Genomic DNA, 24624 nt, shown 5'->3' with positions numbered 1-24624 from the left:
TCAAGCCCGCCGACATGCGCGGGCGAGGATCCTGCATGCTCGAAAACATCGAGGTGGTGCGCATCAAGCGCTTCGCCGCAAACACAGCTGGTCGCGATTTCGCGGTTGGTGACATTCACGGGCACTTCACCCGGCTGCAAGCCGCGCTGGACGCCGCCGGCTTCGATCCGGCAGTCGACCGACTGTTCAGCGTTGGGGACCTGGTGGACCGTGGGCCCGAGTGCCGAGACGTACTCGACTGGATGGCCAGGCCTTGGTTCCACCCGGTGCGCGGCAACCACGACGACTACGTCTGCAGGTTCGACACCTGCGACGTGGACAACTGGGTGTACAACGGCGGCGCCTGGTTCGCCGGCCTGGCCTGGGATGAGCAACGTGAATTCGCCGCCCAGTTCCGCGAGCTTCCGATCGCCATCGAGGTGGAGACGTCTGGCGGCCTGGTCGGTGTCGTGCACGCCGACTGCCCATTCCCGTCCTGGGATGAGCTGCGGGCCGCGCTTGAAGCGCCCGAGACAGCCAAGCAGCTGAGGCTGACACAGAACACCTGCATGTGGTCGCGCAGCCGCATTGAGCTTGGCGAGACAGAAGGGGTGTACGGCCTGCGGGCACTGGTGGTCGGCCACACCCCGCTGCACAAGCCGGCGGCGCTCGGCAACGTCATCCACATCGACACCATGGGCTGGCGGCCGCAGGACGGCGGGTACTTCACCATGCTCGACCTGGCCAGCCTCGAAACAATCCCGCCCATGCCCGTGAAGCTCAGCTGGGACTGAGCAAGGAGTCACCCATGAACCTGATCGACTGCTACGTCACGAAGATCCTCGGCGAGCCGTACCGCATGTTCGGCCACTGGTGGGTTGAAGCTGAGTACGAATCGGAAGGCCGACCGGGAAAAACCCGGCTCATGTTCCGCACCGAGGAAGCCGCCCGGGCGGCGAAGGTCGGGCACCACTTCACGGCCTGAATGGCATGGAGACCAATATGGCGAATGCCACAGCAGCAAAGCCCTCAAGCATTCAGCCGCGGTTCATCCGGTTCGGCGATGCGCCTGGGTATCTCGGCATGTGCCGGGATGAGTTCAACAAGACGGTCAGGCCGAACGTGCGGGAATTCCCCATCGGAAAACAGGGTGTGGCCTTTGACCGCCAGGAGCTTGATGAGTGGGCGGACGCCTACATCGAGGCCAGGGCGATTGAAAAAGCCACCAGACAGGACAACAATCGGCCCCGCAGCGAGCGCCGAGGAGATGATACATGGCGCGAAAAACGATCACCGGCCTCTACGAGAAGGGCGGTGTCTGGCAAATCGACAAAGTCTACAAAGGGGAGCGAATTCGAGAGAGTACTGGAACTGGTGACCGGGAAGAAGCAGAGCAGTACTTGATCCACAAGCTCGAGCAGATGCGTCAACGGAAGGTGTACGGCGTTCGGCAGGTACACACCTGGGAGGAGGCGGCAATGCGCTACCTCCTTGAGGTCAAGGATCAGCCCTCCATTCACCTGACTGCCTTGTGCATGAAGCAGCTTCACCCATACCTGGGCCACCTGCCGCTGACCCACATCGATGACCAGGCGCTGGAGCCGTTTATCAGGGATAGGCAGGCAGAAAAGGTTCTGCCGGATGGGACCATTGAAAAGGCCGTGAGCAATCGGACGATCAACATCGCCATTGAGCGCGCGGTCCGGGTTTTGACGCTCTGCGCCAGGAAGTGGCGAGACGAGGATCGCCGGCCATGGCTGGACAGTGTGCCCATGTTGAGGAAGCTCGAAGAGAAAAAGTCGAGCCGTAAGCCCTACCCAATGTCCTGGGAAGAGCAGTCGATCCTCTTCAACGAGTTACCGGGCCACCTACAAACGATGGCCCTGTTCAAGGTAAACACGGGTTGCCGGGAGCAAGAGGTGTGCAAGCTGAGGTGGGATTGGGAGATATCGGTGCCGGAACTGGGAACCAGTGTTTTCCTGATCCCTGCTGACTTCGGCGGGAGACACGCCCGATCGGGCGTAAAGAATGGCGACGAGCGCCTGGTGGTGCTGAACAACGTGGCCAAGTCGATCATTGAAAGGCAGCGCGGGATCAGCAAGGAGTGGGTATTCCCATACAACGGCACCGCGATGCACCGGATGAACGACTCGGCATGGAAGAAGGCACGGGTGAGAGCGGCGAAACTCTGGCAGGAGGAAAACCTTCGCCCCGCTCACCCTGGATATGCCTCGATCAGGATTCACGACTTAAAGCACACCTTCGGTCGACGACTGCGGGCAGCAGGCGTTACTGAAGAGGATCGGAAGTCACTGCTCGGGCACAAGAACGGCAGCATCACCAGCCACTACTCCGGCGCTGAGCTGGGCAAGCTGATTGAGGCTGCGAACATGGTATCAACAACTGACTCTCGCGGGCCGGTGTTGACGATCTTGAAGAGGAAAATCGGATGAAGTCCCGAAAAACTCCCCACATGCAAAAACGAAAAAGCCACCCGAGGGTGGCTAAGTCGTTGAAATATATGGTCGGGACGGAGTGATTCGAACACTCGACCCCTTGCACCCCATGCAAGTGCGCTACCGGGCTGCGCTACGCCCCGACTGGGCTTGAAGCATGTTCTCAATACTGCCGAGAACGTTGAAGAATGTACCCTAACCCTCTGATAAATGAAAGCTTTTTCTCAAAAAATTTTCACTCACCAGAAAAGCCCAAGCTCACTTCTTCAACACCACCAGCACATCCTCCAATTCGACAATCATCTGCCGGATCAGCTGCTTGTACTGGCTCGAATCATCTTTAGCCTCATCACTGGAGAGCCGCAACCGCGCCCCGCCAATGGTGAATCCCTGCTCATACAGCAGCGCGCGAATCTGCCGGATCATCAGCACGTCTTGCCGCTGGTAATACCGCCGGTTCCCCCGCCGCTTCACAGGGTTGAGCTGGTCGAACTCCTGCTCCCAATACCGCAGCACGTGTGGCTTTACGGCACACAACTCGCTCACTTCGCCAATGGTGAAGTAGCGTTTGCCCGGTATGGGGGGCAGTTCGTCGTTATGGCTTGGTTCCAGCATAGGCCTCAACCCGGGCCTTCAACTTCTGCCCTGGACGAAAGGTGACGACGCGCCGTGCGGTGATCGGGATTTCTTCCCCAGTCTTGGGGTTGCGGCCCGGCCGCTGGCGTTTGTCGCGAAGGTCGAAGTTGCCGAAACCGGACAGCTTGACCTGCTCGTTCTCTTCAAGTGCGTGCCGAATTTCTTCGAAAAACAGCTCGACCAGCTCCTTGGCCTCACGCTTGTTAAGCCCCAGCTCCTCGTACAGCCTTTCGGCCATCTCAGCTTTCGTCAGAGCACCCATGCCGTTATTTCCTTAACGTGGTGTTCAACCTTTGTTCGAGCGAGGTGAGGATGTTTTGCAGGGTAGTGTTCACCTCATCGTCGTTAAGAGTGCGCGATGGATGCTGCCAGGTCAAGCCGACGGCCAGGCTTTTTCTATCAGGATCAATACCTTTACCCTGGTAGACATCAAACAGCCTGAGGTCTGTGAGCCATTCGCCTGCATTGTCACGAATTAATTCAAGCACCGCACTGGCTGCCACGTCACGACCGGCGATCAAGGCCAGGTCACGACGGGTTTCCGGGAACTTGGACAGTTCGCTGAATTTCGGCAGGCGGCCTTCGACCACGTCGCCCAGCACCAGCTCGAACAGGAACACCGGGCGGTCCAGGTCCAGGGCTTTGGCCAGCTCTGGGTGGATGGCGCCGAGGTAACCGACCAGTTTGCCGTCGCGCTCGATGGCGGCGGTCTGGCCTGGGTGCAGGGCTGGGTGCTTGCCGGCGCTGAAGGTGAAGTCGCTCAGGGCACCGGAATAACCCAGCAAGGCTTCCACGTCGGCTTTAACGTCGAAGAAATCGACGCCGTCGCGGCCGTTGGCCCAGCCTTCTGGCAGGCGGCTGCCAGTGACCACGCCAGCGATCATGGGCTGCTGTTGCAGGTCACCCAGCTGGCCGACGAAACGCAGGCCGCTTTCGAACAGGCGCACGCGGTCTTGCTGGCGGTTCAGGTTGTGCTGCAGGGCTTTGACCAGGCCCGGCCACAGCGAAGCACGCATGGCGGCCATGTCGCTGGAAATGGGGTTGGCCAGCAGCAGCGGCTCTACGCCCGGGCTGAACAGTTCGAACAGTTTCGGGTCGATGAAGCTGTAGGTGATGGCTTCCTGGTAACCGCGGGCAACCAGCAGGCGGCGCAGGGTCGGTAGGTCACCGCGGGTTTCCGGCTTGCCCTGTGGCGCCAGGCGCGCTTGCGGGTAGCGGACAGGCAGGTTGTTGTAGCCGTACAGGCGGGCCAGTTCTTCGATCAGGTCCACTTCCAGGCTGATGTCGAAGCGGTGGCTTGGCACGGTGACGGTCCACTCCCCTTCGGCTGCCTTGCTGGTGGTCAGTTCCAGGGCGTTGAGCAGTTGCTCGACCTGGGCTGGATCCATTTCCATGCCAAGCATCTGGGTGATGCGTTCGGCGCGCAGGGTAACCGGGGCCACCTGCGGCAGGTGCTGCTCGCTGACGGCTTCGACGACCGGGCCGGCTTCGCCGCCGACAATGTCCAGCAGCAGCTGGGTGGCGCGTTCCATGGCTTCGCGGGCCAGGTGCGAGTCGACGCCGCGCTCGTAGCGGTGCGAGGCATCGGTGTGCAGGCCGTAGGAACGGGCTTTACCGGCAACGGAAATCGGCTCGAAGAAGGCACTTTCCAGGAACAGGTCGCGGGTTTTTTCGGTGTTTACACCGCTGTGCTCGCCACCCATGACGCCGGCGATGGCCAAGGCACGGGTGTGGTCGGCGATCACCAGGGTGTCGGCGCGCAGGGCCACTTCCTGGCCGTCGAGCAGAACGAGCTTTTCGCCCTCTTCGGCCATGCGTACGCGAATACCGCCGTTGATTTCTGCCAGGTCGAAGGCGTGCATCGGCTGGCCGAGTTCGAGCATCACGTAGTTGGTGACGTCTACGGCGGCGTCGATGCTGCGCACGTCGCTGCGGCGCAGGCGCTCGACCATCCACAACGGGGTTGGCTTGCTCAGGTCGACGTTACGGATAACGCGGCCCAGGTAGCGCGGGCATGCAGCCGGGGCGCTGACTTCAACCGGGCGCACTTCGTCGTGGGCCGGTGGTACGGCCGGCACTACCGGGCGGGTCACCGGGGTGTCGTACAGGGCGCTGACGTCACGCGCCAGGCCGGCGATGGACAGGCAGTCACCGCGGTTCGGCGTAAGGCCGATTTCGATGCTGGCGTCGTCCAGGCTCAGGTAGGTACGAATGTTCTCGCCTACCGGGGCATCGGCTGCCAGTTCCAGCAGGCCGTCGTTTTCTTCGCTGATTTCCAGCTCGGCAGCCGAGCACAGCATGCCGAAGGACTCGACGCCACGCAGCTTGGCCTTCTTGATCTTGAAGTCGCCAGACAGCTCGGCGCCGATCATGGCGAATGGCACCTTGATGCCTGGGCGGGCATTAGGGGCGCCGCACACGACCTGGAAGGTTTCCTGGCCGTTGGTTACCTGGCACACACGCAGCTTGTCGGCGTCCGGGTGTTGTTCGGTGGCCAGGATCTCGCCTACCACGATGCCGCTGAACTGGCCGGCAGCGGGGGTAACGCTGTCGACTTCAAGGCCGGCCATGGACAGGCGGGCAACCAGTTCGTCACGAGAGACTTGCGGGTTTACCCAACCGCGCAGCCACTGTTCACTGAATTTCATGCTGTTCTCCTGAAAATTGCGTCGATTGGGCCTAGCGGAATTGCGCCAGGAACCGCAGGTCGTTGTCGAAGAACAGACGCAAATCGTTGACGCCATAGCGCAGCATGGCCAGGCGCTCGGCCCCCATGCCAAAGGCGAAGCCCTGGAACTCTTCCGGGTCGATGCCAGACATGCGCAGCACGTTCGGGTGCACCATGCCGCAACCCATCACTTCCAGCCAGCCGGTTTGCTTGCACACCCGGCAGCCGTTGCCGGAGCACATCACGCACTGGATATCGACTTCGGCGGACGGCTCGGTGAAGGGGAAGAACGATGGGCGGAAACGCACCGCCAGTTCTTTCTCGAAGAACACGCGCAGGAACTCTTCGATGGTGCCCTTGAGGTCGGCGAAGTTGATGTCGCGGTCGATCAGCAGGCCTTCGACTTGGTGGAACATCGGCGAGTGGGTGATATCCGAGTCGCAGCGATAAACGCGGCCCGGGCAGACAATGCGGATGGGCGGCTGGGTGGACTCCATGGTCCGCACCTGCACCGGCGAAGTGTGGGTACGCAGCAGCATGTTGGCATTAAAGTAGAAGGTATCGTGCATCGCCCGCGCCGGGTGGTGGCCGGGGATGTTGAGCGCTTCGAAGTTGTGGTAGTCGTCTTCCACCTCAGGGCCTTCGGCAATGCCGTAGCCAATGTGGGTGAAGAACTGCTCGATACGCTCGAGGGTACGGGTGATCGGGTGCAGGCCACCGGTGGCCTGGCCACGGCCTGGCAGGGTGACGTCAATGCATTCGGCAGCCAGGCGAGCGCTGAGCTCGGCTTCTTCAAAGGCAGCCTTGCGGGCATTGAGCACAACGGTAACGCGCTCTTTGGCGTCGTTGATCAGCGCGCCGACTTTCGGCCGCTCTTCGGCTGGCAGGTTGCCCAGGGTCTTCATCACCTGGGTCAGCTCGCCTTTCTTGCCGAGATAGTTAACCCGGATCTGTTCCAGGGTAGTGATGTCTTCAGCGCGCTCCACGGCCTCTAGGGCTTGGGAGACCAGCGCATCCAGGTTTTCCATGTACAGACTCCAGATACGAAAATAGGGGAAGAGCTTTGAAGGCTCTTCCCCTATCGATGACGTTCAATGCCCGGCGCCGCGAGCGCCGCCGGGTGATTGTCGCGGGTACTTAAGCCAGAACGGCTTTAGCTTTCTCGACAATCGCAGCAAACGCCGCTTTTTCGTTCACTGCCAGATCGGCCAGAACCTTACGGTCGATTTCGATCGAAGCCTTTTTCAGGCCAGCAATCAGACGGCTGTAGGACAGACCGTTGGTGCGGGCACCGGCGTTGATACGAGCGATCCACAGTGCGCGGAACTGACGCTTCTTCTGGCGACGGTCGCGGTAGGCGTATTGGCCAGCCTTGATGACCGCTTGCTTGGCTACACGGAATACGCGCGAACGTGCACCGTAGTAACCTTTAGCCAGCTTCAGAATTTTTTTGTGACGCTTACGAGCGATAACGCCGCGCTTAACACGAGCCATGAGTAACTTCCTCTATCTTAACCAGAATTAACGTACGCGCAGCATGCGCTCGACTTTTGCCACGTCGGACGGGTGCAGCAAGCTGGCACCGCGCAGTTGACGCTTACGCTTGGTCGACATTTTGGTCAGGATGTGGCTCTTGAAAGCGTGCTTGTGCTTGAAGCCCGAAGCAGTCTTCAGGAAGCGCTTCGCAGCACCGCTCTTGGTTTTCATTTTTGGCATGTTGGAACTCCGCATTCGATAAAATTACACATAATCATCAGGCCTGCCGTGCCCGGGAGATTATTTCTTTTTCTTGGGGGCGATGACCATCATAAGCTGGCGTCCTTCCATCTTAGGATGCTGCTCAACGGTGCCGTATTCGGCGAGGTCGGCTTCGACCCGCTTCAACAGCTCCATGCCCAGCTCCTGGTGGGCCATCTCACGGCCGCGGAATCTCAGAGAGATCTTGGCCTTGTCCCCATCGGTAAGGAAACGTACCAGGTTGCGTAGTTTTACCTGGTAATCCCCATCCTCCGTCCCTGGACGAAACTTGATTTCTTTGATCTGGATCTGTTTCTGGTTTTTCTTGGCTTCGTTAGCCTGCTTCTTCTTCTCGAAGAGGTGCTTGCCGTAGTCCATCACCTTGCAGACAGGTGGTACTGCGTCTGCAGAGATTTCTACCAGGTCCAGCTTCGCTTCATCAGCGATACGCAGCGCTTCATCAATCGAGACGATGCCAACTTGCTCGCCGTCTGCGCCAATTAACCGAACCTCGCGGGCCGAGATATTCTCGTTGATCGGGGCCTTCGGTACAGCACGCTTATCGTTTCTCATTTCACGCTTAATAGTCATTACTCCGATTCTTGGCGACCACGCCGGGAAACCGCTTGATTCAGCAGCTCAACGAACTGGGCGACGGGCATGGAGCCCAGGTCAGCACCTTCGCGAGTGCGCACAGCGACGGTTTGCGTTTCGACTTCGCGGTCCCCTATAACCAAAAGGTACGGGACCTTGAGCAAAGTATGCTCGCGGATTTTAAAGCCGATCTTCTCATTTCTCAAGTCCGACTTGGCACGGAAACCGCTACCGTTCAGAGATTTCTCCACCTGAAGGGCGAAATCGGCCTGTTTGTCGGTGATGTTCATGATCACCGCCTGGGTCGGTGCGAGCCAGGCCGGGAACACGCCAGCGTAGTGCTCGATCAGCATGCCGATGAAGCGCTCGAACGAGCCGAGGATGGCACGGTGCAGCATTACCGGGCGCACGCGGCTGTTGTCTTCGGCGATATAGCTGGCATCCAGGCGCTCTGGCAGGTTCGGATCGTACTGCAGGGTACCGCACTGCCAGTTACGGCCAAGGCAGTCACGCAGGGTGAACTCGATCTTCGGACCGTAGAAGGCACCTTCGCCTGGCTGGTATTCCCACTCCAGGCCGGATTCGTTGAGGGCGTCGGCCAGTGCACCTTCGGCACGGTCCCACAGCTCTTCGGAACCGACACGCTTGGCCGGGCGGGTGGACAGCTTCATGGCAATGTCGCTGAAGCCGAAGTCCTTGTACACGTCCAGGGTCAGCTTGATGAAGTCGGCTGCTTCTTTCTTCACCTGCTCTTCGGTGCAGAAGATGTGTGCGTCGTCCTGTACGAAGCCACGTACGCGCATGATGCCGTGCAGGGCGCCGGATGGCTCGTTACGGTGGCAGGCACCGAACTCGGCCAGGCGCAGCGGCAGGTCGCGGTAGCTTTTCAGGCCCTGGTTGAACACCTGCACGTGGCACGGGCAGTTCATCGGTTTTACCGCGTAGTCGCGGCTTTCCGACGAGGTGGTGAACATGTTCTCAGCGTAGTTGGACCAGTGGCCGGAACGCTCCCACAGAATACGGTCGACAACCTGCGGGGTCTTGATTTCCTGGTAGCCGTTTTCGCGCTGCACGCCACGCATGTACTGCTCGAGCACCTGGTAGACGGTCCAGCCATTGGCGTGCCAGAACACCATGCCTGGGGCTTCTTCCTGCAGGTGGAAAAGGTCGAGCTGCTTGCCGATCTTGCGGTGGTCGCGTTTTTCGGCTTCTTCGATGCGCTGGATGTAGGCTGCCAGCTGCTTCTTGTCCGCCCAGGCGGTGCCGTACACGCGCTGCAACTGCTCGTTCTTGGCATCGCCACGCCAGTAGGCGCCGGACAGCTTGGTCAGCTTGAAAGCCTTGAGGAAGCGGGTGTTGGGCACGTGCGGGCCACGACACATGTCGACGTATTCTTCGTGGTAGTACAGGCCCATGGCCTGTTCGTCCGGCATGTCTTCGACCAGGCGCAGCTTGTAGTCTTCGCCACGGGCGGTGAAAACGTCGATGACTTCGGCGCGCGGGGTGACCTTCTTGACCACGTCGTAGTCTTTGTCGATCAGCTCCATCATGCGCTTTTCGATGGCGGCCAGGTCTTCAGGGGTGAAGGGGCGCTCGTAGGCGATGTCGTAATAGAAGCCTTCGTCGATCACCGGGCCGATCACCATTTTGGCGGTCGGGTACAGTTGCTTCACCGCGTGGCCAACCAGGTGGGCGCACGAGTGGCGGATGATCTCCAGTCCCTCTGCATCTTTAGGGGTGATGATCTGCAGGGTGGCGTCGTGGCTGATCAGGTCGCAGGCGTCGACCAGCTTGCCGTCGACCTTACCGGCCACGGTGGCCTTGGCGAGGCCTGCACCAATGGATGCGGCGACATCGGCTACGGATACGGCGTGATCAAACGAACGCTGACTGCCATCGGGAAGAGTAATAACGGGCATGGCGCCTCCTCTCCTAGTGGTGACCCCTACCAAAGGTCACGTGGGTTGGGATGAGCCAGTACAAGATCCGACCTGCCTTCCTGCAAAGGAAGCCTGCCTCACAGTGGCAGAAGCCTTTCGGCTTGCGAGGGACGAACCAGAGTGACTGGAAAGAAAAATGGCTACGCCCGGCAAAGGCGCGAACACAAGCCGAGCATGCTAGCACGCGGGTTGCACCGTCGGCAGAAATATTTGGAAATTACAGGGTCGGGGTGAACTAACCCCGAAAAAGCCCTATCAGACTTTGGGAAGCAACCTACTCTTGATGAGACCTTAACCCAAGGAGTAACTGGTTATGCGAGTTCCGTCTCTTCTGGCCCTGGCGGCCACTGCTGCCCTGCTGCTGCCGGTAGCCGCGAACGCTGGCAACTTCCCACCGGGGAAAGAGGCCGGCTACATGGCCCAGTGCACGCAGGTGGCCAGCGGCCAGGGCGTTGATGCTGCAACTGCGAAGAAACACTGCGACTGTGGCGCCCAAGCCATCAAGAAGAACTTCACCGATGCCGAAATCGCCGACCTGGACAGCAAGGATGGCGTGGACGCCAAGCTGATGCAGAAAGCGCAAACGGTTGTGAAACAGGCCTGCGCACCAAAGGGCTGAAACCTTAAAGCCAAAGTCGGCCGGTAAATCTTTGAGCTGGATCAATATCCGGCGAAGGTAAAAGGCGCTAGATGCGTAGAAATGGACTATGATACGTCCCGTGCTCCGTAGCCTCGGCCGCATTGCACCACCGAAAAAACTAAATGTTCTGGAGATTCACCCATGTCCAATCGCCAACAAGGCACCGTCAAATGGTTCAATGATGAGAAAGGCTACGGCTTCATCACCCCAGCAGGCGGCGGCGACGACCTGTTCGTTCACTTCAAAGCCATCGAATCTGACGGCTTCAAGAGCCTGAAAGAAGGCCAGACTGTTTCCTTCGTCGCCGAGCGCGGCCAGAAAGGCATGCAGGCTGCACAGGTTCGTCCGGAGTAATTCGGATAGCTGTAAAAAAACCCGCCCTTGTGGCGGGTTTTTTTTGGGCGCGCCCCAGGGGCCGGGGGCAGCTGAATCAGCCGCAGTTGACGCGGTTGACCACACCCTGCTCATTGACGTTAAGGTTCAAGCGCTCGGACCGGTACTCCAGGGTTACCACGTCGTGCGGCTTGAGAATACGCGCTATTTGCGAACCACTGGCCTTGCGCGCCTGCTCCAGCAACTCGGCACTGGCCTGCTTGCCCATGGCAAAGTCTGCGCCGCTGGCATCGCAGCGGCCGTCGTTGCCGGCCGGCGCAGCCGGTGCAGCCCCACCGGCATTACCACCAGCATCGCCACCAGTGCTGCAACCAGCCAGGACAGCAGCCATCGCCAGGGTTGCCAGGTAAGCACGGGTACGGAACATGAAGCCTCCTAAATCGGTATGGGAATGTCTGATCCGACAGTTCCGCTCATCATTTGTTGCAAAACCGGCCAAGTCTGCCTGAACTCGATCAACGAGGGGGAAAAGCAATCGTGACCGGATTTTGCACAACCCGCTGCGTTTGCCATATGCTTAGCGCGCACGGTCACTGGCGCAAAGCCATGATTTGCTGCAAGAAGTGGAGTGCATCCCGCCTCCATCGAACACCAGGGTCAGGTGTTCACCCCTTCGTTCCGGGCCCCTAGCGAGAGCTTTTCATGAGCAGCCACACCATCGATGCCGATATCAAGGTCAAGTGGGCCGAGGGCCAGAGTGCTTACAGCCCTGGCACACCAGAGGAGTTGCTGTTGATCGGCATCGACCTGCTGGTGCGCGACCGCGGCCCCGAGGCAGCACGCAGCTTCATCGAGCAGGTGCTGGAGCGCTACGCCCCGCACGCAGCTATTGCAGCCGCGCCAACCGGGCGCTAAGCAGGTCGAACAGGCCTTGGGCGTCACCCTGCTCCACCCACAGCACATTGGCCGGCTGCTTGAGCACGCCGTACCAGTCAGCGACGGTCTGACCAAAGGTCGGGCCTTCGCGGCTGTCGATGCTCAGGTGAATGCGCCGGCCGCTGAACAGTTCGGGCTTGAGCAAGTAGGCAATGACGCTGGCGTCATGCACCGGACCGCCGGGCATGCCGTACAACGCCATGTCGTGCTTGATGTACACGTTGAGAATGTCCACCACCCGCTTGCTGGCTTGTGTATTCACCGCGGCCAACTGCTGCAGCCGGGCGTCGCTGGTCAGCAGCTTGTGGGTGACGTCCAGCGGTAGATAGGTCAGTTGCACCCCGCTGGCCAGAACCACCTGGGCTGCATGGGGGTCGGCGTAGAGGTTGAATTCTGCCGCCGGGGTGATGTTGCCGCCGTTGAAGTGGGCGCCGCCCATGACCACCACCTCCTTGATGCCCTTGGCAATCTCCGGGCGCTGGATCAGCGCCAGGGCCAGATTGGTCTGTGGGCCGAGCATGGCCACGGTGATGCTGTGCGGCTTGGCGGCCGCCAAGGTGTCTACCAGGTACTGCACGGCGTTGCCGGCGGCCAGCGGGGCCTTCGGCTCATGCACTTGAACGCCGGCCAGGCCTTCTTCGCCGTGCACTTCTGCGGCATAGACAGGGGCGCGCACCAGCGGCCGGCCGGCCCCCGCGTAAACCGGGATGTCTTCGCGGCCAGCCCATTCGCGCGCCAGGCGCGCGTTGCGGGAGGTTTTATCCAGACGCACATTGCCGGCCACGGTGGTGATGGCGCGAATATTGAGTTCTTCTGGCGAGGCCAGGGCCAGGAACAAAGCGACCACGTCGTCAGCACCGGGGTCGGTGTCGATGATCAGGTCGATGGGGGCAGCCTGCAAGCTGGTGGCAGTGAGCATGAAAGCGAGTCCTTGAAGCCAGGGCTTGAGCATGGAATGGCACTCCTGTTGCCTTTGGTGAATAACGGCCGACGCGCCGGGTGGCACCGGCGGCTGGTCAACGGCTCAGAACGTGACGCCGGAAACCAGCGCGATATTGCTGTAGGGCTGGCACTCACCGGTACGCACCACCGCCCGGGCACTGCGCGACAGCACCTTGAATGCTTCATGGCTAAGCCATTCGCGCTTGCCCAGCTTGCCCTTCAGGCGCTCGAGCTCGACCAGCGCTGGCGGCACCACTTTCTGCATTTCTTCGGCCAGCACATGCCGCTCCACCTGAAGCTCGCTCAGCACGGCGCGCAACACACTGGCGAAGTCCGGCAAGCCAGGGGTAATCGCCAGGTCGATCATTTCCACGCCTGGCGGCACAGGCAGGCCCGCATCGCCGATCACCAGGATATCGCCATGGCCCATGCCGGCGATGGTGCGCGACAGGGCAACGTTCAGCAGCGGGGTTTTCTTCATGGCACCAGCTCCGCCAGGTAAGGGATTGATGGCTGCGCGCCAGCGCGTGTCACCGACAGCGCCGCAGCACGCTGGCCGAAGGCGATGGCCTCGCCCTCCTCCAAACCACGCACCAGGCCTGCAGCGAAGCCGCCAATGAAGGTGTCGCCAGCAGCAGTGGTGTCCAGCGGCTGCACCACCGGCGCGGGGTAATGCTGGTGGCCCTCGGGCGTTACCAGTAACGCCCCTTGCGCGCCCAGCGTGACGATCACCTTGCCCGCCCCCGCCTGCAGCAAGCGCTCTGCGGCAAGCTGCGCGCTCGCCTGGTCGGTCACCGCAATGCCGGTCAGCGCTTCGGCCTCGCTTTCATTGGGGGTGAGGTAATCGATGAGCGCGAACCATTGCGCAGGCAGCGGGCCGGTGGCAGGCGCCGGGTTGAGGATCACCTGCTTGCCCAGTTCACGCGCCCGCTTCAGCGTCCAGGCCACCGTCTCGACCGGCACCTCCAACTGGCAGATGACCACCTGCGCAGCCTGCAACAACGCCTCGAAGTGCTGCACCGACTGCGGCGTCAGCAGGCCGTTGCCGCCGGGGATGATGACAATGCAATTCTGGCTGGCGGCATCCACGGTGATCAGGGCTACACCGCTGGACACGCCCGGGCAGGTACTGACGCCCTGGCAGTCGATGCCTTCTGCGGACAATGCCTGGTGCAACTGGCGGCCATAATCGTCATCGCCGACATTGCCAATCATCGCCACGCTGGCGCCCAGGCGCGCAGCCGCTACGGCCTGGTTGGCCCCCTTGCCGCCCGGCACCGTGAAAAAACGCTCACCGGGCAGGGTTTCGCCGGCGCGAGGCAAGCGCTGGGCGCGGACCACCAGGTCCATGTTGAGGCTGCCGACCACCACAACCTTGGCATTCATGACAGTTCCTTAGCGTTAGCGGTAATCGTTGAACAGGTCCGGGCGCGGCCCGGTGGATTCGCGCAAGACAATGCGCGGGGCGACGATGCGCTGCTCGGCCATGCCTTGCCGGGGTGTGCCGATGCGCGCCAGCAACAGCGAGGCAGCGCTCTCGCCCAGTTCGCGGATCGACTGGCCCACGGTGGTCAACGGCGGGTACACGTAGCGGCTGAGCTCGATGTCGTCGAAGCCGATCACCGACAATTCGCCGGGCACGTTGATATTGCGTTCGGCGGCAGCGCGCAGCACGCCGAAACCGATCATGTCGTTGCCCGCAAAAATGGCCGTAGGTCGCCGCCCCTGCAACACTTGCGCAGCGGCGGCATGGCCGCCCGGGCTGGTGAAGTCGCAGTGCAGCACACGGTCACTGTGCACCGGCGCCTGCGCCTCGGCCATGGCCCGATGAAAGCCGCGCAGGCGCAGCTGGGTTACCCCGGTATCGGCGGGGCCACCGATATAGGCGATGTCGCGGTGCCCCAGGGCCAGCAGGTGCTGGGTCGCCAGGTAAGCGCCGTGCTCGTGGTCGATGCGCACCAGGTCAGCGTCCACCCCTTCCAGCTCGCGGTCGACGATCACCATGGGCGTACGTACGCCGGCCAGGCTTTGCAGCAGGTCGCTGTCCTCGCCCACCGACGCCACCACCAGCCCGTCGATGCGCTTTTCCAGCAACACGCGCAGGTAGCTGCGCTGCTTTTGCGGGTTGTCGTCGGAGTTGCACAGAATCACGCAATAGCCGTTACGCTCACAGGCATCCTCGATGCCCCGCGCCAGCTCGGCAAAGTAAGGGTTCACGCTGCTGGGCACCAACAGGCCGATGGTCGCCGTGCTACGAGCCTTCAGCGAACGCGCCACGGCACTGGGCACGTAGTCGAGTTCGACAATCGCGGCTTCCACTTTCTGCCGCACCTGCTCGCTGACCGGTCGGGTCTTGTTCAATACATGGGACACCGTGGTATAGGAAATACCCGCCAATGCCGCGACATCTTTGATGGTTGCCATGTTGTCAGTTCCGCCGGCCTGCACGCCGGCTACGGTAAGTGTCGAGCACCACGGCAATGACGATCACCGCCCCGGTGATGATGCGCTTGGTCGGTTCGCTGGCACCGATCTGCGCCAGCCCCGCGGCCAGCACGGAAATGATCAGCACGCCGAAGAAGGTGCTGATGACCGAGCCACGCCCGCCCATCAGGCTGGTGCCGCCGATCACCACGGCGGCAATGACCTGCAGTTCCAGGCCAGAGCCGACATTCGGGTCGGCCGCTTCCAACCGGGAAATCTGGAACAGCGCAGCCAGCCCGGCCAGCAGGCCCATCAGCGAGAACACCAGCACTTTGTAGGGCCGTGGGTCGATACCCGCCAGGCGCACGGCCTCTTCATTGGTGCCGATGCCGATCAGGTAGCGGCCGAACACCGTGCGGGTCAGTACCAGGTGGGCCAGCACGATCACCAGCAAGCCGATGATGAACGCTGGCGAGATGCCTAAGGCGACCGGGTCGGAGAACCAGGCATAGGCATCGCCGATATAGGCGGTGCGCGAGTCGGTGAACTGGTAGGCCAGGCCACGGGCCATTTCCAGCACGCCGAGCGAGACGATGAACGACGGGATGCGCCAGGCCACGGTCACGCTGCCAGTGATGCTGCCGGCCAGCGCAGCCACGGCCATGCCCAGCAGCGCGGCGGGTAGCACGCCCCAGCCCCAACCGAGCATCGCCACGCTCACCGTCGACGCGGCCAGGGCCAGCACCGACCCCACCGACAGGTCGATACCGCCGATGATCAGCACAAAGGTCATACCTACCGCCAGTACCATCAGGTCCGGGATCTGGTTGGCCAATGTGCTGAAGGTATTGTACGACCAGAAGTGGCTGCTGAGGAACGAGAACAGCACGATCATCGCCAGCAAGGCGCCGGCCAGGCCCAGGTAGGTGCCCAGGCCATAATAGGAACCGTTGCGGCGCACGGCGGCGCCTTGGCTGTCGAGCGGTGTGGTTTTCATACGTCCATCCTGGGGGCTGCCTCTTGCAGCAGAGCGTCACGTTTCTGATAACCGGCAAAGGCTGCCGCCAACAGTTGATCTTGCGTCCAGTGCTCACGGTCGAAGGTGTCGATCAGGCGGCCGGCAGACAGCACGGCGATGCGGTCGCAGATCAACATCAACTCGCGCAGGTCGCTGGACACCACCACCAGGGCCTTGCCTTGACGTGCCAGCTCGGCCAGCAGGCCGTAGATGTCGAACTTGGCACCGACATCGATGCCCCGGGTGGGCTCGTCGAACAGCAGCACCTGGCAGTCGCGCTCCAGCCAACGGCCGATCACGACCTTCTGCTGGTTGCCACCCGACAGCTCGCCCACCACCTGTTGCGCACCGGCGCTGCGAATACGCATGGCCTGGATCTGCCGCTCGGCCAAGGCCCTTTCCGCCTCGCCGTCGAGCACGCCGGCCCGTGACACGGCGCCAAGGTTGCCCAAGGCAATGTTGGCGCTGATCGACTGGCTCAGCAGCAGGCCCTCGCCTTTGCGGTCTTCGGTGATCAAGGCTATGCCTGCACGCACGGCCGCCTTGGGCGAGTCGATGGTCACCGGCTGCGGTGGCTGGCCCAATGCGATGCTGCCGCTGTCAGCACGGTCGGCGCCGTAGATCAGGCGCAACAACTCGGTGCGGCCCGCGCCGATCAGGCCAGAGATGCCGAATATCTCCCCTGCCCTGACCTCGAAAGAAACCTCGCGCACCTTGTCGCTGCGGGTAAGCCGCTCGACCTTGAGCAAGGGTGCGCCAAGCTGCCGCCGGCCCAGGTCGATGTGTTCGCCCAGTTCGCGGCCCACCATGAGGTTGACCAGTTCGGCGCTGCTGTAGCGCTGGATGGGCTCGTCACACACCTGCCTGCCGTCGCGCAGTACGACGATCCGCTGGGCGACGCGCTGCAGCTCTTCCAAGCGGTGCGAGATGTACACGATGGCCACCCCTCGCGCGCGCAGGCGGTCGATCTGGGTGAACAGCAGCTCCACTTCGCGCGCGGTCAGCATCGCGGTGGGTTCGTCGAAGATCAGCACGTGGCAGTCGCCGATCAGGTTACGGGCGATTTCGACCATTTGCTGGTGGCCGATACCCAGTTCGCCGACTGGGGTATCCGGGTCGATGGCATCGAGCCCGACCCTGGCCATGGCCGCCGTGGCCAACTGGCGCAGGCGTTTGTGGTTGATCCAGCCAAAACGGCTGGGCAGGTTGTCGAGAAACAGGTTTTCCGCCACGGTCAAGGTTGGCAGCAGGTTCAGTTCCTGCATGACCATGCGCACGCCAAGGCGCTCGGCCTCGCTGCGGCTGGCGGGGGCGTAGGCCTGGCCGCGGTAGGTCATGTGCCCGGTGGTGGGGGTTTCCAGGCCGCTGATCAACTTGGACAGCGTGCTCTTGCCCGCACCGTTCTCGCCGGTCAGGGCCAGCACTTCGCCGGCACGCAGATTCAGGCTGACCTCGCCCAGCACCGGCTGGGCGTAGGTCTTGCCAAGGCCGCTGGCAGCGAGCACCACTTCATTGGCCGATGCAGGCATGGCCGGTTCTCCTGGCAGGGTCGGGGCTACTTGGTAATGAGCTTGACTGGGGTCTGGATGACGTTGTCGGCATCCACGTCAGGCTTTTCGCCTTTGACCATTTTCAATGCTGCCTGAATACCGAATACGGCTTGCTGGCTGGCGGCCTGGTCAAGGGTGGCGAGCACGCGGCCATCGGCCAGCATGGGCTTGATGGCGTTGATATTGTCATAGCCGACCACTTGCACCTGGCCCGCCTTGCCGGCGGCGCGCACAGCCGAAACCGCACCCAGCGCCATGCTGTCGTTACCGGCCAGCAGGGCCTTCAGGTCGGGGTATTCGTTGAGCATGGAAGCGGCGACGGCGTTGCCTTTGTCGATCTCCCAGTTACCGCTCTGGACCGAGACGATGTTCATTTTGGCGGCTTCCATGGCGTCCTTGAAGCCTGCAGTGCGCTGCTGGGCGTTGGTGGTGGTTGGCACCCCTTCGATGATGCCCACCTGGTCACCGGCCTTGAGCTTCTGTTGGGCCAGGTACTCGCCCACCATACGCGCGCCTTTGCGGTTGTCAGGGCCGACGAAGGGCACGCTGATGCCTTTGCTCTTGAGCAGGTCGGGGTCCAGGCGGTTATCGATGTTGATCACCACCACGCCTTTGTCCATGGCTTTCTTCACCGCTGATACCAACGCCTTGGAATCGGCCGGCGCGATCACCAGCGCCTTGGCGCCGGCGTTTACCATTTGCTCGACGATGCGGATCTGTTCGCCAGTGTCGGTTTCGTTCTTGATGCCGTTGGCAATCAAATCAAACTCAGCGGCGTGGCTTTTCTGGTAGTCCTTGGCACCGTCTTCCATGGTGCGGAAGAACTCGTTGGCCAGCGATTTCATGACCAGGGCGACCTTGGGCTTGTCTTCGGCGTGAGCGGCAGAAAACGGCAAGGCAAGGGAGAGTGAGGAAACGACAGCGAGGGCCAGCAGACGACCGGGGAACGGCAGTTTCATGGACGATGACTCCGAATCTTGTTTTTTTATCGGATCGCAAACGTTTGCGGTACGTAACTATGGAAACAGTACCAGGGTTTGTCAAATCCGTTTTTCAGGTCAGCCGCCGAAACCGTTGGCGCTGATTATCCAGAATCTTTCCGCAAAACCGAACACCTTTTCCTACGCCTGTTCGGATTCTCGAATGGAACACTATCCCCGCACTGGCACTCCCGGGTCGCGCCGGGCTGCGCTGCACATGCGCCAACCTGCGCTGCGGCCGTGGTTTCGGGGCTGCTGCGCACACCACTGCAACACAAGGCGGTGCCTGCACCACTGCGCGCGCAAGCTGGTATGAAAGATGCCTTGCAAGCTGCGCGATTCAAAAACCATCTCATTTGGAAGAGAGCACAAGAACGATGAATGCCGCACTGAAAACCTTTGCCCCCAGCGCCCTCGCCCTGCTGCTGGTCCTGCCCACCGCCGCCTCGGCCAAGGAAGCCGAAACCCGGCAGAAACTGGCCAACGTGGTCATCCTCGCCACCGGTGGCACCATCGCCGGCGCTGGCGCCAGCGCCGCCAACAGCGCCACCTACCAAGCCGCCAAGCTGGGGGTGGACAAGCTGATCGCCGGCGTGCCGGAGCTCGCTGACATCGCCAATGTGCGTGGCGAGCAGGTGATGCAGATCGCCTCGGAAAGCATCAGCAACGATGACCTGCTGAAGCTGGCCAAACGCGTCGCCGAACTGGCCGACAGCAAGGATGTGGACGGTATCGTCATCACCCACGGTACCGACACCCTGGAAGAAACCGCCTACTTCCTCAACCTGGTCGAGAAAACCGACAAGCCAATCGTGGTAGTCGGCTCGATGCGCCCGGGCACCGCCATGTCCGCCGACGGCATGCTCAACCTCTACAACGCAGTGGCCGTGGCCGGCGACCAGCAGTCGCGAGGCAAGGGCGTGCTGGTGACCATGAACGACGAGATCCAGTCTGGCCGTGACGTAAGCAAGGCCGTCAACATCAAGACTGAAGCGTTCAAGAGCGCCTGGGGGCCAATGGGCATGGTCGTGGAAGGCAAGTCGTACTGGTTCCGCCTGCCGGCCAAGCGTCACACAGTCAACTCCGAGTTCGACATCAAACAGATCAGCAGCCTGCCGCAGGTGGACATTGCCTATGGCTATGGCAACGTGACCGACACCGCCTACAAAGCGTTGGCGCAGCATGGCGCCAAGGCACTGATCCACGCCGGTACCGGCAATGGCTCGGTGTCTTCACGGGTAGTGCCGGCGCTGCAGGAACTGCGCAAGGAGGGTGTGCAGATCATTCGCTCGTCGCACGTCAACCAAGGTGGCCTCGTGCTGCGTAACGCCGAACAGCCAGATGACAAGAACGACTGGGTGGTGGCACACGACCTGAACCCGCAGAAGGCGCGGATTCTGGCCATGGTTGCAATGACCAAGACCCAGGACAGCAAGGAGCTGCAGCGGATCTTCTGGGAGTACTGATACCCCAGCAACCTCAGCAGCCACTGGCTGCTGAGGCCCGCTTCACGGTTGCCTAGAGGGCCATGACCATTTCGTGCCAGGCCATGCCGCCGTGGTCGGAGGGCGAAGGCCGCACGTACTGGTAGCCCATCTTGCGGTACAGCTCCACATGCTGCTCCTTGCACATCAGGTGAATGGTCTGCTTGCCTTGCGCCTTGGTCCGCGCAATGAATTCGTCCATCAGCCGCTTGGCGTAGCCTTTGCCCTGGTGCGCGGGGTCCACCACCACCGACATGATCACCACATTGGCTGCCAGCGGGTCATGCCCGACCAACTCTTTGAACGCCTCGTCAGCCATCACCACGGCATGGGCACAGCCGCTGTTGATGAACCCCACGATGCCGCCCTGCTCTTCGAGCAACAGGAAGCCCTGTGGATACTGGCTGATACGGGTGCGGATCTTTTCCAGGGTGGCCGCCTCGTCGCCCTCGTAGGCACTCACCTCAATCTGGTAGCAGCGCTCGGCGTCGGTCATGACGGGCTGGCGAAATTGCAGGTTGCTCATGGGCAGGCTCCGGGTAACAAAATGGCAAGCCGGCCATTCTAAACCGCTGGTTGGCATGCGCGCAGCCGTTGCAAGGCACTTTGGCCACAGCGCTCTGCCACCGCGAAGCAGTACGGCTCAACCGTACAGGTAGTCGATATCCTTGTAGGCCAGCGGCGGCACCTGGCCCATCAGGAAGTCACGCAGCTTGTGCATCTGCCGCGCCTTGGGGCTGGCCTTGAGCCAGGTCATGTAGTACCCGTCGCCGGTGGCCACGGCATGCTTGAATGGCGTAACCAGGCGCCCGGCCGCCAGGTCGGCACTGGCCAGTACCAGGTCGACGACCGAAATGCCCAGACCCTGCTGGGCAGCCGAAATGCCCTGGTCCAGTGTGTCGAATACCTGCCCCTGGTCGATACTGATGTGCAGCGCGTCCATCCGCGCCAACCAGCGCCGCCAGTCGCGCCGGTCGGGGGAAGGGTGCAGGAACTCGCACTGCGGCAGGTCGCTGAGGGCTGGCTGCGCTTGCGCCATGTAATCGGGGTGGCATACCGGTATCAGCCACTCGTCGAACAGCTTGAAGCTGTCGATATCGGCAGGGAAGCGCCCGCTGGCCAGAAGAATGGCGCAGTCGTAAGGCTCGGAATAGAAGTCGACGCTGTCGATGTCCATCCACACGCTCGACAGCTGCACACTGCAGTGGTCTTCGTGCTTCTTGAACGCATCCAGCGCCCGCAGCAGCCAGCGTACGGTCAGCGTGGAAGGCGCCTTCAGGCGCAAGCCATAACGGTCCTGGCGCAACAACGCGCAGGCATTTTCGATGATCTTGAAGCCCACTTTCAGTTCCTGGGCCAGCACACGGCCATGCTCGGTCAGGCTCAGCTTGGGCCCACGGCGCTCGAACAGGTCGCAACCAAACATGGCTTCGAGGGTCTTGATGTGGTGGCTGACCGCACCCTGGGTCAAGGCAAGCTCTTCGGCCGCACGGGTGAAGGAGCCATAGCGTGACGCCACCTCGAAGGCACGCAATGCGTGCAGGGCCTGGATGCGTTCCGACATGGCGATATCCCGAGCATGAGTGAGACTAATAGTAGGTCATAGTTCCACGCGTTTTACAATGTGAAGTGCGTCTCGGAAAATGCAGGTAAAAAACAAATATAACCAAGATCCTGCCTGCATATGACTGGAACGTTCATTTAAATTCACGCCTGGGGAAATCATGTTTACGGGATATGGAAATTGCTATCGCCTGGATGCGCTAGAGCTCGCCGCTGAACATGATCATGACATGCAACACTGGACGCACACCACCGTAGAACAATTTCGCACCATTCTCGCCAACCCCGAATTTCCGTGCCTGTTCGGCCGCAAGGCGGTAAACGGCGAAACCTGTTACATCCTGTTCGCACGCGCCGAGCAACTGGCGGATGATATCGCACAGGGCCTGGCCGATTATGTGCGCCTCATCGCACCTGTCACACCCCGGCAGCGCATCGGCAGCCCACTGGTGGTGTTTCTGCAGACGGCAGCCGACAGCAGCCTGAGCGAACAGCAGGCGCTGGCCTGGAAGGTGCTGCGCGGGGTGCATGCGCGCGACCCCCACCCCTGGCCACAGGGCATACCGACCGACCCCGCCGATACCGGCTGGTCGTTCTGCTACGCCGGCATGCCGCTGTTCATCAACATGAACTTCCCCGGCCACCAGCGCATGAAAAGCCGCAACCTGGGCCAGCACATCACCTTCGTCATCAACCCCCGGGAAAACTTCGACGAAGTGGCCGACACCAGCAGCGAAAGCGGCCGGCGCATCCGCGCGCGCATCCGCGAGCGGGTACACCACTACAACGATGGCGTCGTGCCCGACACCCTTGGCGCTTTTGGCGATGCCGATAACTACGAATGGAAGCAGTACCAGTTGCAGGAGGCAGGTTCGCTGAACCCGTCGCGCTGCCCGTTTCATACCCACACCGCACACCAGCCGACACCCGACATACTGATCGAGAACTGACCGTGAATACCGCACTCACCGCCACTTATGCCCTCACCGTCCTGCTGCTGATCGCCACGCCCGGCCCAGTGGTGGCACTGATCGTCAACACTGCGGCCGCTTCGGGCTCGCGCAAGGCCATGTTCACCGCCGTCGGCACCAACTGGGCGTCCCTGGTGCTGATTGGCGCAGCCGCCTGGATCATCCTCACCAGCGCGGCCATCGACAAGACCTGGCTCAACATCATGAGCCTGCTGGGCTGCCTGTTCATCGGCCACATTGCCGTGGGTACCCTGCGCGAGGCGCTGCAGGCGCCGGCTGCTGCGGCCCCGAACGAGGCCCCGAACGAGGCCCGTGGCGGGCTGCTGCAAGGGTTCATGGTGGGCATTTCCAACCCGAAGGACATCATCTTCTTCATCGCCTTCTTCCCGCAGTTCATCCAGATCACCGAGTCGTTCGGCAAAAGCATGGTGGTCCTGTCGCTGCTCTGGGTGGCCATCGACTTCGCTGTGCTCAGCCTGTACATCTTCGCCATCGGCAAGATCGCCTCACAGCGTAGCAACCGGGTCATCAGCCTGGCGTCCGGCGTGGCGCTGCTGCTGATCGCCGCAGGCGGCCTGCTGTACAACCTGAAAGAACTGGCGGCCTGAAACTGCTGTGCACCCTACGGCGCCATTGAAGGAGCATTCATGAACCCCACCCACACCAGCCCGCCTCCTTCGCCGCTGCCACAGGACTACCAGCGCTTTCTGCTGCGCGGCAGCCGCCGTGCGCCACACACCGTGCATGTGCACGAAACCGGCTACCGCTCCGGCACCATCAACACCGATGCCCTGGGCCTGCGCTACAGCCATTGCGCCGGCAAGCGCTTTTCTGCGGGCGAGCGCGGCGGCGCTTCACGCATCAACTTGCTGGTGGGTGGCTCGACAGCCCTGGGCATCGGCGCCAGCTCCGACGAGCACACCGTGGCCTCGCACCTGTCGATGCTCACCGGCGAAGTCTGGCTGAGCCTGGCCGGTTGCGGGCTCAATGCCAGCCAGGAGCTGCTGTTGTTCCTGACCCACCAGCATCGCCTGGGCCAGCTCGGCCACGTGGTCGTGCTCAGCGGCCTGAACAGCCTGGCCCACGAAGCCCTGTGCGAAGTGCTCGCCAGCCCCGCAGCGGCCCATGGCAAGGCTTACCAGGACTTTCTCAACAGCTTCAGCGAAGGCCTGCAGCCTGCCACCGCTGCCCGCCAGCAATCGTTGTGGCGGCGCATCGGCCAAGCCTTGGCGCCGCCGCCAGCCGAAGCCGTGGGCAGTTGGCCGCTATCTCCCCCGGAGAAGCGCCTGGCCCGCGCCGCCGACACCATTGGCCGCACGCTGCGGCAGTGGGACCGGTTGCTGGCCGACAGCCATGCCACCCTGACCTTCATCCTGCAACCGTTGCTGCCTTGGTGCCGGGAAACCCTGCCTGCCGGTGAACAGGCCATGTTGGCGGCACTGGAGCAGCAGCCGGGCAACTTCGACCGGCTGCTCGACGGCGCCTTCGACAGCCAACTGCACTCGGCGTTTTTTCGCCGCATCAAGAGCCAGGCCGATCCGGTCCCCTGCTACGACATGAACGGCATGCTCAGCAGCTCGCCCGTGTTCGGGGCAGATTTGTTCATCGATCGCCTGCACCTGAACGACCTGGGCAACAATGCCTTGGCCAAGGTGATCACCGCCAAGCTGGGCCTGGCCCAGGAAAAACACGCCCAACGTAATGTCACCCCTATCAGGCTCGTCTGACATTTGCACAGCGGCCTTTCGGCCAGGCCCCTTGGCTGGCTAGAAT

Annotated in this window: 29 protein-coding genes and 1 tRNA gene; 11 read left to right on the top strand and 19 right to left on the bottom strand. The window is 61.8% G+C overall.

Going from position 1 to position 24624, the window contains the following annotated elements; all coding sequences use genetic code 11:
- Positions 1–35 precede the first annotated feature (35 nt).
- From EGJ22_RS07215 to EGJ22_RS07210, 4 genes are read left to right on the top strand one after another with little or no spacing between them, the layout of a single operon-like run.
- Positions 36–773, top strand: coding sequence for a metallophosphoesterase (locus EGJ22_RS07215; protein ID WP_125920172.1), 738 nt, complete (start codon positions 36–38; stop codon positions 771–773).
- Positions 774–787: 14 nt separating this feature from the next.
- A complete protein-coding gene (locus EGJ22_RS26090) occupies positions 788–964 on the top strand; it encodes a hypothetical protein (protein ID WP_177333902.1) in 177 nt (58 codons plus the stop codon).
- 17 nt (positions 965–981) lie between these two features.
- Positions 982–1383 (top strand): hypothetical protein, encoded by a 402-nt coding sequence (locus EGJ22_RS26425; protein WP_256221607.1) that lies wholly within the window; start codon positions 982–984, stop codon positions 1381–1383.
- Entirely contained in the window at positions 1269–2432 is a 1164-nt protein-coding gene (locus tag EGJ22_RS07210; protein ID WP_256221610.1) for a tyrosine-type recombinase/integrase, read from the top strand. Before EGJ22_RS26425 ends, EGJ22_RS07210 begins: the two co-directional genes overlap by 115 nt.
- A 69-nt stretch (positions 2433–2501) precedes the next feature.
- Here the strand turns inward: EGJ22_RS07210 and EGJ22_RS07205 are convergent.
- The 9 genes from EGJ22_RS07205 to thrS all read right to left on the bottom strand — a co-directional run bounded on the left by EGJ22_RS07205 (position 2502) and on the right by thrS (position 9989).
- Positions 2502–2578: transfer RNA gene (locus EGJ22_RS07205), tRNA-Pro, on the bottom strand.
- Between the two features lie 115 nt (positions 2579–2693).
- Complete coding sequence (locus EGJ22_RS07200) at positions 2694–3050, bottom strand: MerR family transcriptional regulator (RefSeq protein WP_009685877.1); 357 nt, start codon at positions 3048–3050, stop codon at positions 2694–2696.
- Positions 3031–3333, bottom strand: a complete 303-nt coding sequence (gene ihfA / locus EGJ22_RS07195) for an integration host factor subunit alpha (protein WP_003250679.1) — start codon at positions 3331–3333, stop codon at positions 3031–3033. Before ihfA ends, EGJ22_RS07200 begins: the two co-directional genes overlap by 20 nt.
- 4 nt (positions 3334–3337) lie before the next feature.
- Positions 3338–5719 (bottom strand): phenylalanine--tRNA ligase subunit beta, encoded by a 2382-nt coding sequence (pheT, locus tag EGJ22_RS07190; protein WP_029884927.1) that lies wholly within the window; start codon positions 5717–5719, stop codon positions 3338–3340.
- A 31-nt stretch (positions 5720–5750) separates the two neighbouring features.
- Positions 5751–6767 (bottom strand): phenylalanine--tRNA ligase subunit alpha, encoded by a 1017-nt coding sequence (pheS, locus tag EGJ22_RS07185; RefSeq protein WP_009685880.1) that lies wholly within the window; start codon positions 6765–6767, stop codon positions 5751–5753.
- A gap of 109 nt (positions 6768–6876) precedes the next feature.
- Complete coding sequence (gene rplT, locus EGJ22_RS07180; RefSeq protein ID WP_003250671.1) at positions 6877–7233, bottom strand: 50S ribosomal protein L20; 357 nt, start codon at positions 7231–7233, stop codon at positions 6877–6879.
- Positions 7234–7260: 27 nt separating this feature from the next.
- Positions 7261–7455 carry a 50S ribosomal protein L35 gene (gene rpmI, locus EGJ22_RS07175; RefSeq protein WP_003250667.1) on the bottom strand — a complete coding sequence of 65 codons (195 nt, stop codon included), beginning with the start codon at positions 7453–7455 and terminating at the stop codon, positions 7261–7263.
- A gap of 60 nt (positions 7456–7515) precedes the next feature.
- Complete coding sequence (infC, locus tag EGJ22_RS07170) at positions 7516–8067, bottom strand: translation initiation factor IF-3 (RefSeq protein WP_012052879.1); 552 nt, start codon at positions 8065–8067, stop codon at positions 7516–7518.
- Positions 8067–9989: a threonine--tRNA ligase gene (thrS, locus tag EGJ22_RS07165; protein ID WP_009685881.1), complete on the bottom strand. Its 1923-nt coding sequence runs from the start codon at positions 9987–9989 to the stop codon at positions 8067–8069. The genes infC and thrS overlap by 1 nt, the downstream gene beginning before the upstream one ends.
- 334 nt (positions 9990–10323) lie before the next feature.
- Here thrS and EGJ22_RS07160 point away from each other — a divergent pair, with 334 nt between their 5' ends.
- Both EGJ22_RS07160 and EGJ22_RS07155 read left to right on the top strand, forming a co-directional pair.
- Positions 10324–10629, top strand: a complete 306-nt coding sequence (locus tag EGJ22_RS07160; protein WP_009685883.1) for a hypothetical protein — start codon at positions 10324–10326, stop codon at positions 10627–10629.
- A 162-nt stretch (positions 10630–10791) separates the two neighbouring features.
- Positions 10792–11004, top strand: coding sequence for a cold-shock protein (locus EGJ22_RS07155; protein WP_003250656.1), 213 nt, complete (start codon positions 10792–10794; stop codon positions 11002–11004).
- Between the two features lie 76 nt (positions 11005–11080).
- On the opposite strand, the gene EGJ22_RS07150 is transcribed toward EGJ22_RS07155, so the two are convergent.
- Positions 11081–11410: an I78 family peptidase inhibitor gene (locus tag EGJ22_RS07150; RefSeq protein WP_009685884.1), complete on the bottom strand. Its 330-nt coding sequence runs from the start codon at positions 11408–11410 to the stop codon at positions 11081–11083.
- Between the two features lie 275 nt (positions 11411–11685).
- Here EGJ22_RS07150 and EGJ22_RS07145 point away from each other — a divergent pair, with 275 nt between their 5' ends.
- Positions 11686–11898 carry a hypothetical protein gene (locus EGJ22_RS07145; RefSeq protein ID WP_009685885.1) on the top strand — a complete coding sequence of 71 codons (213 nt, stop codon included), beginning with the start codon at positions 11686–11688 and terminating at the stop codon, positions 11896–11898.
- On the opposite strand, the gene EGJ22_RS07140 is transcribed toward EGJ22_RS07145, so the two are convergent.
- The 7 genes from EGJ22_RS07140 to EGJ22_RS07110 form a co-directional block, all read right to left on the bottom strand.
- Positions 11870–12871, bottom strand: a complete 1002-nt coding sequence (locus tag EGJ22_RS07140) for a nucleoside hydrolase (RefSeq protein WP_029884926.1) — start codon at positions 12869–12871, stop codon at positions 11870–11872. The two genes, EGJ22_RS07145 and EGJ22_RS07140, sit on opposite strands and share 29 nt — an antisense overlap.
- Before the next feature lie 72 nt (positions 12872–12943).
- Positions 12944–13342 (bottom strand): D-ribose pyranase, encoded by a 399-nt coding sequence (gene rbsD / locus EGJ22_RS07135; protein ID WP_009685887.1) that lies wholly within the window; start codon positions 13340–13342, stop codon positions 12944–12946.
- Positions 13339–14247 carry a ribokinase gene (rbsK, locus tag EGJ22_RS07130; RefSeq protein WP_029884925.1) on the bottom strand — a complete coding sequence of 303 codons (909 nt, stop codon included), beginning with the start codon at positions 14245–14247 and terminating at the stop codon, positions 13339–13341. Before rbsK ends, rbsD begins: the two co-directional genes overlap by 4 nt.
- A 15-nt stretch (positions 14248–14262) precedes the next feature.
- Positions 14263–15285 carry a LacI family DNA-binding transcriptional regulator gene (locus EGJ22_RS07125; protein ID WP_029884924.1) on the bottom strand — a complete coding sequence of 341 codons (1023 nt, stop codon included), beginning with the start codon at positions 15283–15285 and terminating at the stop codon, positions 14263–14265.
- 4 nt (positions 15286–15289) lie between these two features.
- Positions 15290–16282, bottom strand: coding sequence for an ABC transporter permease (locus tag EGJ22_RS07120; RefSeq protein ID WP_029884923.1), 993 nt, complete (start codon positions 16280–16282; stop codon positions 15290–15292).
- Positions 16279–17832, bottom strand: coding sequence for a sugar ABC transporter ATP-binding protein (locus tag EGJ22_RS07115; protein ID WP_029884922.1), 1554 nt, complete (start codon positions 17830–17832; stop codon positions 16279–16281). Before EGJ22_RS07115 ends, EGJ22_RS07120 begins: the two co-directional genes overlap by 4 nt.
- Before the next feature lie 26 nt (positions 17833–17858).
- Positions 17859–18812 (bottom strand): sugar ABC transporter substrate-binding protein, encoded by a 954-nt coding sequence (locus tag EGJ22_RS07110; RefSeq protein ID WP_029884921.1) that lies wholly within the window; start codon positions 18810–18812, stop codon positions 17859–17861.
- A 398-nt stretch (positions 18813–19210) separates the two neighbouring features.
- Here EGJ22_RS07110 and EGJ22_RS07105 point away from each other — a divergent pair, with 398 nt between their 5' ends.
- Positions 19211–20299 (top strand): asparaginase, encoded by a 1089-nt coding sequence (locus tag EGJ22_RS07105; protein ID WP_009685895.1) that lies wholly within the window; start codon positions 19211–19213, stop codon positions 20297–20299.
- Between the two features lie 52 nt (positions 20300–20351).
- Here the strand turns inward: EGJ22_RS07105 and EGJ22_RS07100 are convergent, their stop codons facing one another.
- Together EGJ22_RS07100 and EGJ22_RS07095 are read right to left on the bottom strand one after the other, a co-directional pair.
- Positions 20352–20843, bottom strand: coding sequence for a GNAT family N-acetyltransferase (locus EGJ22_RS07100; RefSeq protein WP_029884920.1), 492 nt, complete (start codon positions 20841–20843; stop codon positions 20352–20354).
- Positions 20844–20960: 117 nt separating this feature from the next.
- On the bottom strand, positions 20961–21881 hold the full coding sequence (locus tag EGJ22_RS07095) for a LysR substrate-binding domain-containing protein (protein ID WP_029884919.1): 921 nt from the start codon (positions 21879–21881) through the stop codon (positions 20961–20963).
- A 160-nt stretch (positions 21882–22041) separates the two neighbouring features.
- On the opposite strand from EGJ22_RS07095, the gene EGJ22_RS07090 reads away from it, so the two are divergent.
- The 3 genes from EGJ22_RS07090 to EGJ22_RS07080 are packed head-to-tail and all read left to right on the top strand — an operon-like array spanning position 22042 to position 24578.
- A complete protein-coding gene (locus tag EGJ22_RS07090) occupies positions 22042–22830 on the top strand; it encodes a YqcI/YcgG family protein (protein WP_029884918.1) in 789 nt (262 codons plus the stop codon).
- A 2-nt stretch (positions 22831–22832) separates the two neighbouring features.
- Positions 22833–23459, top strand: a complete 627-nt coding sequence (locus EGJ22_RS07085) for a LysE family translocator (RefSeq protein ID WP_009685899.1) — start codon at positions 22833–22835, stop codon at positions 23457–23459.
- Between the two features lie 39 nt (positions 23460–23498).
- On the top strand, positions 23499–24578 hold the full coding sequence (locus EGJ22_RS07080) for a hypothetical protein (RefSeq protein WP_029884917.1): 1080 nt from the start codon (positions 23499–23501) through the stop codon (positions 24576–24578).
- The last annotated feature ends 46 nt before the right edge of the window (positions 24579–24624 follow it).

Origin of the sequence: Pseudomonas sp. p99-361 (genome assembly GCF_003935475.1) — a bacterium.
GTDB classification, from domain to species: domain Bacteria; phylum Pseudomonadota; class Gammaproteobacteria; order Pseudomonadales; family Pseudomonadaceae; genus Aquipseudomonas; species Aquipseudomonas juntendi.
This window is presented reverse-complemented; position numbering and strand designations above follow the sequence as displayed.

What these genes read in the sequence shown, in the direction of transcription:
- EGJ22_RS07215 (WP_125920172.1), top strand. Translation starts at nt 36, where the DNA reads ATGCTCGAAAACATCGAGGTGGTGCGCATCAAGCGCTTCGCCGCAAAC.
- EGJ22_RS26090 (WP_177333902.1), top strand. Translation starts at nt 788, where the DNA reads ATGAACCTGATCGACTGCTACGTCACGAAGATCCTCGGCGAGCCGTAC.
- EGJ22_RS26425 (WP_256221607.1), top strand. Translation starts at nt 982, where the DNA reads ATGGCGAATGCCACAGCAGCAAAGCCCTCAAGCATTCAGCCGCGGTTC.
- EGJ22_RS07200 (WP_009685877.1), bottom strand. Translation starts at nt 3,050, where the DNA reads ATGCTGGAACCAAGCCATAACGACGAACTGCCCCCCATACCGGGCAAA.
- ihfA (WP_003250679.1), bottom strand. Translation starts at nt 3,333, where the DNA reads ATGGGTGCTCTGACGAAAGCTGAGATGGCCGAAAGGCTGTACGAGGAG.
- pheT (WP_029884927.1), bottom strand. Translation starts at nt 5,719, where the DNA reads ATGAAATTCAGTGAACAGTGGCTGCGCGGTTGGGTAAACCCGCAAGTC.
- pheS (WP_009685880.1), bottom strand. Translation starts at nt 6,767, where the DNA reads ATGGAAAACCTGGATGCGCTGGTCTCCCAAGCCCTAGAGGCCGTGGAG.
- rplT (WP_003250671.1), bottom strand. Translation starts at nt 7,233, where the DNA reads ATGGCTCGTGTTAAGCGCGGCGTTATCGCTCGTAAGCGTCACAAAAAA.
- rpmI (WP_003250667.1), bottom strand. Translation starts at nt 7,455, where the DNA reads ATGCCAAAAATGAAAACCAAGAGCGGTGCTGCGAAGCGCTTCCTGAAG.
- infC (WP_012052879.1), bottom strand. Translation starts at nt 8,067, where the DNA reads ATGACTATTAAGCGTGAAATGAGAAACGATAAGCGTGCTGTACCGAAG.
- thrS (WP_009685881.1), bottom strand. Translation starts at nt 9,989, where the DNA reads ATGCCCGTTATTACTCTTCCCGATGGCAGTCAGCGTTCGTTTGATCAC.
- EGJ22_RS07160 (WP_009685883.1), top strand. Translation starts at nt 10,324, where the DNA reads ATGCGAGTTCCGTCTCTTCTGGCCCTGGCGGCCACTGCTGCCCTGCTG.
- EGJ22_RS07155 (WP_003250656.1), top strand. Translation starts at nt 10,792, where the DNA reads ATGTCCAATCGCCAACAAGGCACCGTCAAATGGTTCAATGATGAGAAA.
- EGJ22_RS07150 (WP_009685884.1), bottom strand. Translation starts at nt 11,410, where the DNA reads ATGTTCCGTACCCGTGCTTACCTGGCAACCCTGGCGATGGCTGCTGTC.
- EGJ22_RS07145 (WP_009685885.1), top strand. Translation starts at nt 11,686, where the DNA reads ATGAGCAGCCACACCATCGATGCCGATATCAAGGTCAAGTGGGCCGAG.
- EGJ22_RS07140 (WP_029884926.1), bottom strand. Translation starts at nt 12,871, where the DNA reads ATGCTCAAGCCCTGGCTTCAAGGACTCGCTTTCATGCTCACTGCCACC.
- rbsD (WP_009685887.1), bottom strand. Translation starts at nt 13,342, where the DNA reads ATGAAGAAAACCCCGCTGCTGAACGTTGCCCTGTCGCGCACCATCGCC.
- rbsK (WP_029884925.1), bottom strand. Translation starts at nt 14,247, where the DNA reads ATGAATGCCAAGGTTGTGGTGGTCGGCAGCCTCAACATGGACCTGGTG.
- EGJ22_RS07125 (WP_029884924.1), bottom strand. Translation starts at nt 15,285, where the DNA reads ATGGCAACCATCAAAGATGTCGCGGCATTGGCGGGTATTTCCTATACC.
- EGJ22_RS07120 (WP_029884923.1), bottom strand. Translation starts at nt 16,282, where the DNA reads ATGAAAACCACACCGCTCGACAGCCAAGGCGCCGCCGTGCGCCGCAAC.
- EGJ22_RS07115 (WP_029884922.1), bottom strand. Translation starts at nt 17,832, where the DNA reads ATGCCTGCATCGGCCAATGAAGTGGTGCTCGCTGCCAGCGGCCTTGGC.
- EGJ22_RS07110 (WP_029884921.1), bottom strand. Translation starts at nt 18,812, where the DNA reads ATGAAACTGCCGTTCCCCGGTCGTCTGCTGGCCCTCGCTGTCGTTTCC.
- EGJ22_RS07105 (WP_009685895.1), top strand. Translation starts at nt 19,211, where the DNA reads ATGAATGCCGCACTGAAAACCTTTGCCCCCAGCGCCCTCGCCCTGCTG.
- EGJ22_RS07100 (WP_029884920.1), bottom strand. Translation starts at nt 20,843, where the DNA reads ATGAGCAACCTGCAATTTCGCCAGCCCGTCATGACCGACGCCGAGCGC.
- EGJ22_RS07095 (WP_029884919.1), bottom strand. Translation starts at nt 21,881, where the DNA reads ATGTCGGAACGCATCCAGGCCCTGCACGCATTGCGTGCCTTCGAGGTG.
- EGJ22_RS07090 (WP_029884918.1), top strand. Translation starts at nt 22,042, where the DNA reads ATGTTTACGGGATATGGAAATTGCTATCGCCTGGATGCGCTAGAGCTC.
- EGJ22_RS07080 (WP_029884917.1), top strand. Translation starts at nt 23,499, where the DNA reads ATGAACCCCACCCACACCAGCCCGCCTCCTTCGCCGCTGCCACAGGAC.